This is a genomic window from Paracoccus suum (assembly GCF_003324675.1).
Taxonomy (GTDB): Bacteria; Pseudomonadota; Alphaproteobacteria; order Rhodobacterales; family Rhodobacteraceae; genus Paracoccus; species Paracoccus suum.
In genome coordinates this window covers 1228544-1239999 of sequence record NZ_CP030918.1, presented here as the reverse complement: position 1 = coordinate 1239999, position 11456 = coordinate 1228544, and the positions used below count along the sequence as shown (strand labels likewise).

Genomic DNA, 11456 nt, shown 5'->3' with positions numbered 1-11456 from the left:
CCCCTCTCCATACCGCAACGCCGCCCCCTGCGGAGGGGGTTTTGCGGTCATGCACTTTATTGCGCCGCTGAAAGATCGCGCGTGAGGCAGGCGCGGAACGGCGCGCCCCTCCGGTCGTTGGATCAGACGAACCGCAGGTTGAGATGGCGCGCTATGAGGTCGGGGATCACGTCAGCTGGAACTCGGAAGCCGGGCGGATCCGGGGACGGGTGATCAATATCCACACCGCGGATTTCGAGTTCCGCGGCCGAACGCGACACTGCTCGGCGGAGGAACCGCAGTATGAACTGACCAGCGACAAGACCGGCACTGTCGCGGTTCACAAGGGCAGCGCGCTGACGCGCCTGCGCAGCTGAGGGGTCAAACGGCCCAGCCTTCCCTAGGGAAGGCGGCCGTCAGGCCGCCCTGCCCCGTCCCATGGCGCGTGCGCGCTTTTTCGGGTCAGCATCGAACAGCGCGGCGAGCTGCTCGGTCATCGCGCCGGCCAGCTGCTCGACATCCGTAATGGTCACGGCCCGTTGGTAATAGCGGGTCACGTCATGGCCGATGCCGATGGCCAGCAGCTCGACCTGCTTGCGCTTTTCGACCATGGCAATGACGTCGCGCAGGTGCTTTTCCAGAAAATTCGCCGGATTCACGCTGAGGGTCGAATCGTCGACCGGGGCGCCGTCCGAGATGACCATCAGGATCTTGCGGGCTTCGGGACGGCGCACCATCCGGCGATGCGCCCATTCCAGCGCCTCGCCGTCGATGTTTTCCTTCAGCAGCCCCTCTTTCATCATCAGCCCCAGGTTGGGGCGCACCCGCCGCCAGGGCGCGTCGGCCGGCTTGTAGACGATGTGGCGCAGATCGTTCAGGCGGCCCGGATGCTCTGGCCGATGGGCCGCCAGCCACGCTTCGCGCGACTGCCCCCCCTTCCAGGCGCGAGTCGTAAAGCCGAGGATTTCGACCTTGACCTGGCAGCGTTCCAGCGTGCGGGCCAGCACATCGGCGCAGATCGCCGCGATGCTGATCGGCCGGCCGCGCATGCTGCCGGAATTGTCGATCAGCAGGGTGACGACAGTGTCGCGAAACTCGGTCTCTTTCTCGACCTTGAAGGATAGCGGCGTTGTCGGGTTGGCGACGACACGCGCGAGGCGGCCGGCGTCCAGCACGCCCTCCTCCTTGTCGAACTCCCAGCTGCGGCTCTGCTGCGCCTGCAGGCGGCGCTGCAGCTTGTTGGCAAGACGCGCGACGGCGCCGCGCAAGGGCTCCAGCTGCTTGTCGAGATAGGCGCGCAGGCGCTCCAGCTCGGCCGGTTCGGCCAGGTCCTCGGCCTTGACCTCTTCGTCGAAGGCCGGGGTAAAGACGCGATAATCGGCGCTCGCATCGCTGACCGGCGGCGGCAGGTCCGGCGGCGGCTCGGAGTCCGGCATTTCCGTGTCGTCCGACATCTCATCGTCGGCGTTTTCGTCCATGCTGACGCTGGCTTGCTGCTCGTCCTGCTCTGATTCCTGGCTGCGCTCGGGGTTGGCCTCGGCCTCCTCGCTCTCGTCCTGGTCGCGGGACTGGGCGTCGCCGGCCTCTTCCTCCTCGGTCGCCTCGTCCTCGGCGTCGTCTTCCTCGGGCGCATCAGGATCGTCGCCCAGCTGATCTCCGTAGCCCAGGTCGGCAATCACCTGCCGGGCAAGCCGCGCGAACGCGGCCTGATCGCCCAGCGCGTCCTGCAGCCCGGTCAGCGTGCCGCCCGCCTCGGCCTCGACCAGCGGGCGCCACAGATCGGCCAGGTTCTGCGCGGCCGGCGGCAGGGCGCGGCCGGTGGCCATCTGGCGGACCAGATAGCCGGCGGCGACCGCCAGCGGCGCCTCGGAGGTGGAGGTCAGGCGGCCATAGCCCTTGCGCTCGGCTTCGGCGCCCAGCTTGACGTCGATATTGGACAGTGCGCCCGGCATCTCGCGCGCGCCTACGGCCTCGCTGCGGGCGGTTTCCATTGCTTCGTAAAGATCGCGCGCCATCGGCCCGGCCGGGGCATAGCGCATGTGCGTTGCCGGGTCATGATGCCGCAGGCGCATCGCGAGGCTGTCGGCCGTGCCGCGCGCGAGCAGGATTTCGTCCCGCGTCAGCCGCCGGCTGATTTGCGGCAGGCGCATGGTGTCGCCCGCGATCCCGGACGGATCGGCGGTATAGGTGACGTTCAACTCGCGCTCGTCGGCCATGGCGCGGGTCGCCTCGGCCAGGGCCTTCTTGAACGGATCGGCGGGGTTGTCGCTGGGTTTCATGCCGTCTTTGTCGCGCGCGCCGCGCCCTCTGTCGAGGGGCCGCGGGCGTCCTGCGCGTCATAGTCCGCGCGGGCCCGATCGATCGCATCGGCATGCGCCCAGGCCCATTCTGCCAGAGCCGCAATCGGCTGGTGCAGATCGCGCCCCATCGCGCTCAGCGCATATTCGACCTGCGGCGGGGTGGTCGGCGTCACCTTTCGCGTGACCAGCCCGTCACGCTCCAGATTGCGCAACGTCACCGTCAGCATCTTTTGCGAAATGCTACCCAGCTCGCGTTTCAGCGCGTTGAAGCGCAGCGGCTGCGCGCCCAGCGCCCGCACGATCAGCAGCGTCCACTTGTCGCCGATGCGCGAGAGCATGCGGCTCAGGCGCTCGCAGTGGACCGTATCCTGGGTGTCACACGGTATCATCAAGGTGCCTTCTTGCGTCGGTCCGGCCGGCCAGTAAGTTACCGCCAGAAACCTAGATACTGATGGAGACTTAAATGTCCAAGCCTCGCATTGCCGTAATCATCGGCTCGACTCGCAAGACACGTTTCGCAGACAAGCCGACCGAATGGTTCATGTCAAAGGTCGCCGGAAACGCGGACCTCGATTTCGAGGTCGTGGACCTGCGCGATGCCGACCTGCCGTTCTTTGACGAGCCTGCCTCGAACGCCTGGGTGCCGTCCAGCGATCCCAAGGCCGTCGCCTGGCAGGAAAAGATCGCCAGCTACGACGGGTTCGTGTTCATCGTCTCGGAATACAACCACTCGATCACCGCGGCGCTGAAAAACGCGCTGGACCAGGCCTATAACGAGTGGGTTCACAAGCCGATGGCCGCGCTCGCGTATGGCAGCATGGGGGGCGCCCGCGCGCTGGAACATCTGCGCGCCATCGGCGTCGAGCTGCAGATGGTCCCGGTCCGCGGCGCGGTCCACATCGGGGGCGCCGACTTCTTCAAGGTCTGGCCCGGCGCCGGCAACGCTCCGATCAGTGAGATAGAGGGCAACTTGGAGAACGCGCTAGGCGGGTTGCTGACCGACCTGACCTGGTGGACCAAGGCGACGAAGGCTGCGCGCGAGGCATAATAGCGCCAGCGCATCGTGAAGGGGCCCGGCTGACGGGCCCCTCGTTCCTTACTTCGCTTGGGCGGCGGCGCTCTCGGGCAGTTCCTCGTCGAACAGGCGCTGGTAGAACTCGGCCACTGTCTGGCGCTCCAGCTCGTCGCACTTGTTCAGGAAAGTCAGCCGGAAGGCATAGCCGATGTTGTCAAAGATGCGGGCGTTCTGGGCCCAGCTGATGACGGTTCGGGGCGACATGACGGTGGACAGGTCGCCCTGCATGAACGCGGTCCGCGTCAGGTCGGCCAGAGTTACCATCTGCGCAATCTGCTTGCGGCCCTTGTCCGTATTGTAGTGCGGCACCTTGGCCAGTACGATCGCCGTCTCGGCGTCGTGGGACAGATAGTTCAGCGTCGCCACGAGCGACCAGCGGTCCATCTGTGCCTGGTTGATCTGCTGAGTGCCGTGATAGAGGCCGGTCGTATCGCCGAGCCCCACGGTGTTCGCGGTCGCAAAGAGGCGGAATGAGGGATTGGGCGTGATGATCTCGTTCTGGTCGAGCAGGGTCAGCTTGCCGTCATGTTCCAGCACCCGCTGGATGACGAACATCACGTCGGCGCGGCCGGCGTCGTATTCGTCGAACACGATGGCGACCGGGTTGCGCAGCGCCCAAGGCAGGATGCCCTCGTGAAACTCCGTTACCTGCTTGCCGTCACGCAGCTTGATCGCGTCCTTGCCGATCAGGTCGATCCGGCTGATATGGGAATCGAGGTTCACACGGACGCAGGGCCAGTTCAGGCGCGCCGCGACCTGTTCGATATGGGTCGATTTCCCGGTGCCGTGATAGCCCTGAATCATCACCCGGCGGTTGTAGGCAAAGCCAGCGAGGATCGCCATGGTGGTGTCGGGGTCGAACTTGTAGGTGGGGTCGATCTCCGGGACGCGGTCGGTCCGCTCGGCGAAGGACTTGACCTTCATGTCGCTGTCGAGGCCGAACACCTCGCGCAGGTCGACGTCCTCGGTCGGTTTTGCGGTAGCGTCCAGCATCATACATCCATGTCAAAGGGCCGCTGATTGATCGTACAATAAGAATGAAGGTGCAAGGGTTGCCGGGGATCGGCCCTCGGCGTTCTCGCCGCAGCGCGCTCCGTGGGAAATGCGGTAACCGCGGGATGGTTGCGTCATCCGGGGCGATGTGGCGCAGCCGGGGAGCGTCGGCAGAATTACGCGCCGGCTTTGGGCTGTGCCCCGCGCCGGGAACGCGATATGGCCCACGCGGTTGAGGGGCCGGACGGCAAGGGATGGGTGGATGAGCGGACTGATCGCGCTTCTGGACGACGTGGCAGGCATTGCGAAGGTCGCCGCCGCATCGATTGACGATGTCGCGGGACAGGCCGCCAAGGCTGGGGCCAAGGCCGCAGGCGCGGTGATCGATGATGCCGCGGTGACGCCGAAATACGTCGATGGCTTTGACGCCAGCCGCGAGGTGCCGATCGTCTGGCGGATCGCCAAGGGCTCGATCTTCAACAAGATCATCATTCTCTTGCCGGTGGCACTGCTGCTGTCGCAATTCGCGCCGTGGCTGATCTCTCCGCTTCTGATGATCGGTGGTGCCTATCTTTGTTTCGAGGGGGCGGAAAAGGTCTGGCACGCGATGTACCCGCACGAGGACGCGCATCCTGAGGAAGACGCCGAGAAAAGCGGCGATCCGGCCCGGCTGGAGGAGAGCAAGGTCAAGGGCGCGATCAAGACCGACTTCATCCTGTCGGCCGAGATCATGACCATCGCCCTGTCGACCATCCCGGCCGAGGATCCCTGGTGGATGAAGGCGGTCATCCTGCTGGTGGTGGGCGTCGCAATCACCTTTGCGGTCTACGGCTTTGTCGCGCTGATCGTGAAGGCCGATGATTTCGGCATGCACTTGGTCAGGCGCGGCGGCATTCGCGCAACCATCGGGCGGGGGATCGTAAAGACGATGCCGGGCTTCATGCGTGTGCTGACAATCATCGGGACCGCCGCCATGATCTGGGTCGGCGGCAACATCGTCCTGCACGGCTTGGCTGAACTGGGCCTTACCGCCCCCTATGATGCGATCCACCATCGCGCCGAGACCGCCGCAAATCTGATCTCTCGCCTCGCGGGCCTGGTCACATGGGCCGTCACCGCGTTCTTTGACGGCATCTTCGGGCTGGCGCTGGGCCTGGTGCTGATCCCGGTAGCGACCAAGGTCATCAACCCGCTGATGACGGCGATCACTGGCCTGTTTGGCCGCCAGAAACGCGCTAGCGAAGGCTGAGGCGCGGATCGGCCTCCGCGCGGGCCGCGACCCATGCGGCCTCGGCACCAAAATCGTGTGGAACGTCCTCCGCCGATCGCCGTCCCGACAGGGAGCGTGAAGCGAAAAAATCGAAGCCGTAAAGGTCAAGCGTTTTCAGTTCCGCCCTGAGGCATAGCTCGATCAGCATCGCCCCAGTGGTCGGCTTGGCACGAAGCGCGCGCGCCAGCCCTTCGATCTGGTATCGCGGATGCAGGTAGAAGCCGGGCGAGGTCGCCGTGGCCCAGTCGAGGCGCTTGCGCTTTGCCGCCATGTATAAGGTGCGGCGCGGGGCCAGCCGGGCACGGTCCTCTGGCGGCAGTCCGATTCCGAGCGCCAGCCAGTCGGTGCGCGTGCCGTGGCTGGCGGCGGCCGGCATCGGCGCGCGGTTGATGCGGATCACCAGGTCATGCGCGTCGATCTCCGCCCCCTGTTGCCCCTCGGCCAGGGCGCGTGCGTTGCCGATCAGGGCGACGTGCTTGCCGTTCAGCTCGTCGAGCAGCGCCTGCTGTGGCACGGACAGGTGCATCAGCGTCACATCCTCGCTGGTCCAGGCCGCGAGTTTGAAGCTCAGGCGATTCACGCAAGCAGCCGGCGATAAACGGCGGTGATGGCCCGCGCCTCGGCCTCGATTCCGTGGTTGGCTGCCACATGACCGCGCGCAGCGCGCCCGGCTTCCGCGCGGGCGCCAGGATCGTCGAGCCAGCGTTGCAGCGCCGCCGTCAAGGCGGTCGCATCATCTGCCGGGACCAGCGAGCCTGTGACGCCGTCGCGGATCAGCGTCTCATAGGCGCCGACCCGGGCCGCGACCACCGGCACGCCCGAGGCCATCGCCTCCAGCGGGGTAAGGCCGAACCCCTCCCACCGGGCGGGGGCGGCGAAGAGATCGAGGCAGCGGTAAAGGGCGACCACATCGGGCCAGGGCAACTCGCCCAGGAAACGGATGCGCCGGGTCAGCCCGGCGGCGGCGATGCGCGCTTTCAACTCGTCCGCGAAAGCCTGCTGGTCGGGGGTGATGCGGCCGGTGAACAGTACCTGCACCTCGGGCCGCGAGGGCAGCAGGCGCAGCGCCGCATCGACCAGCAGATCGACACCCTTTTGCGCGCGGATGCGGCCAAAGCAGCCGATCAGAACCGTATCGGAATCGAGGCCCAACGCGCGCCGGTCGCCCGCGCGATCGGTAGCGGGATGGAAGACTTCCAGATCGACACCGTGCAGGATCACCTCGGCAGGACGCTCGAGGTATGACGCGGCCTGCGGCGAGGTCGCGATCAGCGCGTCCTGCTGGCGGATCAGCCACCGGGTCAGGCCGGTGTGCCGGCGCTGCGCGGCGCTGGTGAAGAGCAACCGAAACCGCCGCCGCAGGATGCGGCGTGCGATCAGCCCGAGGACCATCTCGGTATTGCGGCGGGCGTGCCAGACGCGCCACCGGCTGCGCGATAGGCTCAGCGCGCGGGCCAGGGGGATGTGCGGCAGGTCCGGTGGCAGGCCCGGTCCAGTGGCGACGATGCCGATCATGCGTGACTGCACCGGGATCAGCCGCACCACGGTCGCGGTCACGCCGCTGAGGCGACGCTTGAGGTTCGGGGCGATGACCTCGATCTCAGGCGGGCGCATCCGCGGCCTCGCGCGAAAAGAGGTAGAAGCCCAACCCGATCAGCAGCGGGATCAGGAAGAACAGGAAGACCGAGGCAATGGCTGGCACCGGCCCACGTGCCGCCAGCACCGAATCGTAGACAGGCCGCGAGGCGAATTGGAGCAGGCCGACCCCGGACAGCGAGACCATGTTGAGGAACGTCATACCCCGCCCGACCAGATGCGGCGGAAGGTAAGCCCTCGCGTGGGTCATCAGCAGGGCATAGTTCGCGCCCGACATGCCGATCACCGCCAGTGCGGCATAGGCCACCGGCAGGCCGGCATCGGGGCTGAGCCACAGCACCATCAGCGCCGTCGCGGTGCAGCAGGTGCTGACGATAGAGGCTCGGCGCGGACCGCCGATCAGCCGCACTGCCTGCCCGACCGCCAGGTTTCCTGCCACCACCGCCAGCCCCATGACGAGGACGCCCCTGCCGATCATGCGCGCATCGGCATCGTGCACAGTCGCGAGGTAGGGCGAGGCCCACAGTCCGCGGATCGCGGCCGAAACGGCATAGCTGGCAAAGACCATGGGCATGATCAGCCACAGCCCGCGCAGGCGCAGCATGTCGATCAACTTGCCGGTCCGCTGCGGCCCCTCGGGCGGCGGCGGATCGCGCACGAGGGCCGCGATCAGCGCCGCGATAGCCAGCGTGATGGCCGCAAAGGCCCAGAGGGTCGCGCGCCAGCCGAAGGCCTCGATCAGCCGCACCAGCGGCGCGGCGCCAAGGATGTCGCCAAGGCTGCCGACCGCAACCGTCACCCCCGCCATGGTGCCAAAGGCAGAGGCCGGCCAGCACCGCGCCAAGAGGTAATAGGCGGCCATCAGCACCGGCGCGCAGCCCGCGCCAAGGAGGGCCATGGCGATATCGAGGTGCAGGGGCCGGGTGGCCATGGCGAAGACTGCCGCGCCCCCTGCCCCGCAAACGCCCAGCAGGGCCGCCGTCGTGCGTCGCGGCCCTACCGCCTCGAACGCCCAGCCGATGGGCAGTTGCACCGCTGCGAAGGCGAGGAACCACAGGCCCGAGGCGATCGCCAGATCCCCCGGGGTCGCGCCGATCTCGGCCCCCAGAGCGGGCGCGAGGACCGCGATGAAGGCGCGATAGAACTGGCTGAGGCCATAGCCCGCGACGAGCGCGGCAAGGCCGATGGTCATGGGGCGCATTGGGGATCGCATGATCGAGGATGGTGGCGCAGGGTTGAGCCACCACGCGTCCGAAGGCAAGCCCGGGCGGGTCGTGAGGGATGCTGTGCGCAATGGCCAAGCGATAGGGCCGGGGTGCGCCGCCCAGCACGCAGTCCTGAGCATCTTGTATGGCTGGGCCTGTATCCCTCTGGGCCAACCTCGCGGCGTTTAGATGGAGAGGCCCTCGGACCGTCAGATCAGAGCCGGTCCCCCGCTGCATCGAACCAATGCAGATGCGCACGGTTCGGCGCCAGCCGCAGGGCGGTGCCGGGCGCGATCTCCGGCGCGCCGGTCAGCCGCGCGGTCAGCAACCCGCCGGCACCGGTGGCATGGACCAGCGTCTCGGGGCCAAGATGCTCGACATGCGTGACCTCGGTCGGGATTCCTTCGGCCGGGTCGGGGGCCAGATGGTCGGGGCGCAGGCCGAGCGTCTCGGCCCCCGGCGGTGCGCCCGGAATGGCGGCGGCGGGCAGAAAGTTCATCGCCGGGGCGCCGATGAAGCTGGCGACGAAGCGGTTCGCGGGGCGGTCATAAAGCTCCATCGGGGTGCCGATCTGGGCGATATGGCCGCGGTCCAGCACGACGATCCGGTCGGCCAGGGTCATTGCCTCGACCTGGTCGTGCGTCACATAGATCATTGTCGCGCCAAGCTCGCGGTGCAGGCGCGCAAGCTCGATGCGGGTCTGGCCGCGCAGCGCGGCATCGAGGTTCGACAGCGGCTCGTCGAACAGGAACAGCTTGGGCCGGCGCACGATCGCCCGGCCGATCGCGACGCGCTGGCGCTGACCGCCCGACAGCTGCGCTGGGCGGCGGTCCAGCAGCGGCTCCAGCGCCAGCATCCGCGCCGCCTCGGCGATGGCGGCCTCGCGTTCCGCCCGCGGCATGCCGGCCTGCTTCAGCGCGAGGCCCATGTTCCCCGCAACCGTGAGGTGCGGGTAGAGGGCATAGCTCTGGAACACCATGGCGATGCCGCGCCGTGCCGGGCTGACGCCGTTCACGCGTGCCCCGCCGATCATGATGTCGCCGCTGTCAGGCGCCTCCAGCCCCGCGATCATTCGCAACAGGGTCGACTTGCCACAGCCCGAGGGGCCGACGAAGACCACGAACTCGCCCGGCATCACCGACAGCGATGCGCCGGGAATTACCTCGACCTTGCCGAAGGTCTTGCGGACGTCGCGCAACTGCAGCGCAGGGGTCATGGGCACCTCATTTGACCGCGCCCGCGGTAATGCCGCGGATCAGCTGGCGCGAAAAGATCAGGTAAAGGACCAGCACCGGCCCGATGGCGAGCGTCAGCGCAGCCAGCACCGCGTTCCAGTTGGTCACGAATTGGCCAAGGAAAACCTGCGTGCCAAGCGTGATGGTCTTGACCGCCTCGGCCGGGGCCAGGATCAGCGGGAACCACAGGTCGTTCCAGATCGGAATCATGGTGAACACGGCGACCGTAGCCATGGCCGGGCGCACCAGCGGCAGGATGATGCGAAAGAAGATCGCGTATTCCGACAGTCCGTCGATGCGCGCCGCATTCTTCAGATCGTCCGACAGACCGCGCATGAACTCGGACAGGATGAACACGCAGAGCGGAATCCCCTGTGCGGTATAGACAAGGATCAGCGCGATGCGGGTGTTGACCAGTCCGGTTGCGACCATCCCCTGCAGGATCGCCACCGTCCCCAGCCGGATCGGGATCATGATCCCCAGCGCCAGGTAGAGGCCCATCAGCCGGTTGCCGCGAAAGCGGTACTCGGCGAGGGCAAAGGCGGCCATCGCCCCGAACAGCAGCACCAGCGCTAGCGAGACCACCGTCACGATCAGGCTGTTCTGGACGTAAAGCAGGAAGTCGCCCTGTTTCAGCACCGTCTGATAGCCGACCAGGTCAAAGCTTTTCGGGCCCGGCAGGGCGAGCGGCTCGGCAAAGATCGCGCGCCGCGATTTCATGCTGTTGATGATCACCAGCCAGACCGGGAACAGCGCAATCAGCGTCCACAGGATCAGCGCCAGATGCGTCAGGAGGCGGGGCCGGCGCGACATCAGAACTGATACCGCCGCAGACGGGTCTGGATGGCGAACAGATAGACGCAAACCCCGGCAAGGATGATGCCGAACATCACCGCGGCAATGGTCGCGCCCATCGTCGGATCACCTTGCTGCAGTTGAAAGCCAAAGAAGGTGCGAAAGAGGAACGTGCCGAGGATGTCGGTCGCGAAATTGGGCCCGGCCAACGCCCCTTGCGAGACATAGATCAGATCGAACGCGTTGAAGTTGCCGACAAAGGTCAGCACCGAAATGATCCCGATGGCGGGCCAGATCAGCGGCAGGCGGATCTTCCAGAACATCGCCCAGGGTGTCAGACCATCGACCTCGGCCGCTTCCAGCACCTCGTCGGGGATCGAGAGCAAAGCGGCGTAGATCAGCATCATCGGGATGCCGACGAACTGCCACACCGACACCAGCGCGAGGGTGGTCAGCGCGGTCCCCTCGCGCCCCAGCCAAGGCTGGAACAGGGATTTCAGGCCGATCGCATCCAGCATCGACGGCGCGACACCCCAGATCGGCGACAGGATCAGCTTCCAGACAAAGCCGACGATCACGAAGCTGAGGATCGTGGGGATGAAGATCGCGGTGCGATAGACCGCCGCCCCCCGCAAGCCCGGTTGCGACAGCAGCGCCGCAAGGGCGATGCCGATCGGGTTCTGGACCAGCATGTGGACGACAAAGAACCACAGGTTGTTGCCGAGCGCGTTCCAGAACGAGGCCGCCCAGCGCGGATCCCCGAACAGGGTGCGGAAATTGGCAAGCCCGGCAAAGCCGCCGGTCCTGTCCTCGAGCGAGAGACCGAGGGTGGCAAATAGCGGCACCACCATCAGCGCGCTATAGACCAGCACCGCAGGGGCGAGGAACACAAGGATATGGGGGCGGAATCGCATCAGGAGGCGAGATCGCAGTTAGGGGCCGGGGCGACCAAGCGACCAATCCCCCCCACGTCATGCGAATGCCATGTGCCCCAGTCCGAAAACGGGC

General features: G+C 66.7%; 12 protein-coding genes. 3 read left to right on the top strand and 9 right to left on the bottom strand.

Annotated features, from left to right (window positions below; translation table 11 throughout):
* The first annotated feature begins 143 nt into the window (after window positions 1-143).
* On the top strand, window positions 144-356 hold the full coding sequence (locus DRW48_RS05970; protein ID WP_114075610.1) for a hypervirulence associated TUDOR domain-containing protein: 213 nt from the start codon (window positions 144-146) through the stop codon (window positions 354-356).
* Window positions 357-395: 39 nt separating this feature from the next.
* Here DRW48_RS05970 and cobT read toward each other — a convergent pair whose 3' ends face one another.
* Both cobT and DRW48_RS05960 read right to left on the bottom strand, forming a co-directional pair.
* On the bottom strand, window positions 396-2258 hold the full coding sequence (cobT, locus tag DRW48_RS05965; RefSeq protein ID WP_114075609.1) for a cobaltochelatase subunit CobT: 1863 nt from the start codon (window positions 2256-2258) through the stop codon (window positions 396-398).
* On the bottom strand, window positions 2255-2668 hold the full coding sequence (locus tag DRW48_RS05960; RefSeq protein WP_114075608.1) for a winged helix-turn-helix transcriptional regulator: 414 nt from the start codon (window positions 2666-2668) through the stop codon (window positions 2255-2257). The genes cobT and DRW48_RS05960 overlap by 4 nt, the downstream gene beginning before the upstream one ends.
* Before the next feature lie 74 nt (window positions 2669-2742).
* Here DRW48_RS05960 and DRW48_RS05955 point away from each other — a divergent pair, with 74 nt between their 5' ends.
* Window positions 2743-3327, top strand: coding sequence for an NADPH-dependent FMN reductase (locus DRW48_RS05955; RefSeq protein ID WP_114075607.1), 585 nt, complete (start codon window positions 2743-2745; stop codon window positions 3325-3327).
* Window positions 3328-3375: 48 nt separating this feature from the next.
* Here DRW48_RS05955 and cobS read toward each other — a convergent pair whose 3' ends face one another.
* Window positions 3376-4347: a cobaltochelatase subunit CobS gene (cobS, locus tag DRW48_RS05950; protein WP_422385752.1), complete on the bottom strand. Its 972-nt coding sequence runs from the start codon at window positions 4345-4347 to the stop codon at window positions 3376-3378.
* Between the two features lie 262 nt (window positions 4348-4609).
* On the opposite strand from cobS, the gene DRW48_RS05945 reads away from it, so the two are divergent.
* Window positions 4610-5596: a DUF808 domain-containing protein gene (locus DRW48_RS05945; protein ID WP_114075605.1), complete on the top strand. Its 987-nt coding sequence runs from the start codon at window positions 4610-4612 to the stop codon at window positions 5594-5596.
* Here the strand turns inward: DRW48_RS05945 and DRW48_RS05940 are convergent.
* From DRW48_RS05940 to DRW48_RS05915, 6 genes are all read right to left on the bottom strand, one after another.
* Window positions 5583-6197 (bottom strand): glycosyltransferase family 29 protein, encoded by a 615-nt coding sequence (locus DRW48_RS05940; protein ID WP_241963392.1) that lies wholly within the window; start codon window positions 6195-6197, stop codon window positions 5583-5585. The genes DRW48_RS05945 and DRW48_RS05940 overlap by 14 nt on opposite strands.
* Window positions 6194-7231 carry a glycosyltransferase family 4 protein gene (locus tag DRW48_RS05935; RefSeq protein ID WP_114075604.1) on the bottom strand — a complete coding sequence of 346 codons (1038 nt, stop codon included), beginning with the start codon at window positions 7229-7231 and terminating at the stop codon, window positions 6194-6196. The genes DRW48_RS05940 and DRW48_RS05935 overlap by 4 nt, the downstream gene beginning before the upstream one ends.
* Window positions 7218-8405: an MFS transporter gene (locus DRW48_RS05930; RefSeq protein WP_241963391.1), complete on the bottom strand. Its 1188-nt coding sequence runs from the start codon at window positions 8403-8405 to the stop codon at window positions 7218-7220. Before DRW48_RS05930 ends, DRW48_RS05935 begins: the two co-directional genes overlap by 14 nt.
* Window positions 8406-8632: 227 nt before the next feature.
* The gene (locus DRW48_RS05925) at window positions 8633-9634 is read right to left on the bottom strand and encodes an ABC transporter ATP-binding protein (RefSeq protein WP_114075602.1); all 1002 of its coding nucleotides are present in this window, start codon (window positions 9632-9634) and stop codon (window positions 8633-8635) included.
* Between the two features lie 7 nt (window positions 9635-9641).
* The gene (locus DRW48_RS05920) at window positions 9642-10466 is read right to left on the bottom strand and encodes a carbohydrate ABC transporter permease (protein WP_114075601.1); all 825 of its coding nucleotides are present in this window, start codon (window positions 10464-10466) and stop codon (window positions 9642-9644) included.
* A complete protein-coding gene (locus tag DRW48_RS05915; RefSeq protein ID WP_114075600.1) occupies window positions 10466-11362 on the bottom strand; it encodes a carbohydrate ABC transporter permease in 897 nt (298 codons plus the stop codon). The genes DRW48_RS05920 and DRW48_RS05915 overlap by 1 nt, the downstream gene beginning before the upstream one ends.
* Between the last annotated feature and the right edge of the window lie 94 nt (window positions 11363-11456).

Bases quoted from the DNA above. Each gene is read 5' to 3' on its own strand.
- DRW48_RS05970 (WP_114075610.1), top strand. From the start codon at position 144: ATGGCGCGCTATGAGGTCGGGGATCACGTCAGCTGGAACTCGGAAGCC.
- cobT (WP_114075609.1), bottom strand. From the start codon at position 2,258: ATGAAACCCAGCGACAACCCCGCCGATCCGTTCAAGAAGGCCCTGGCC.
- DRW48_RS05960 (WP_114075608.1), bottom strand. From the start codon at position 2,668: ATGATACCGTGTGACACCCAGGATACGGTCCACTGCGAGCGCCTGAGC.
- DRW48_RS05955 (WP_114075607.1), top strand. From the start codon at position 2,743: ATGTCCAAGCCTCGCATTGCCGTAATCATCGGCTCGACTCGCAAGACA.
- cobS (WP_422385752.1), bottom strand. From the start codon at position 4,347: ATGCTGGACGCTACCGCAAAACCGACCGAGGACGTCGACCTGCGCGAG.
- DRW48_RS05945 (WP_114075605.1), top strand. From the start codon at position 4,610: ATGAGCGGACTGATCGCGCTTCTGGACGACGTGGCAGGCATTGCGAAG.
- DRW48_RS05935 (WP_114075604.1), bottom strand. From the start codon at position 7,231: ATGCGCCCGCCTGAGATCGAGGTCATCGCCCCGAACCTCAAGCGTCGC.
- DRW48_RS05930 (WP_241963391.1), bottom strand. From the start codon at position 8,405: ATGACCATCGGCCTTGCCGCGCTCGTCGCGGGCTATGGCCTCAGCCAG.
- DRW48_RS05925 (WP_114075602.1), bottom strand. From the start codon at position 9,634: ATGACCCCTGCGCTGCAGTTGCGCGACGTCCGCAAGACCTTCGGCAAG.
- DRW48_RS05920 (WP_114075601.1), bottom strand. From the start codon at position 10,466: ATGTCGCGCCGGCCCCGCCTCCTGACGCATCTGGCGCTGATCCTGTGG.
- DRW48_RS05915 (WP_114075600.1), bottom strand. From the start codon at position 11,362: ATGCGATTCCGCCCCCATATCCTTGTGTTCCTCGCCCCTGCGGTGCTG.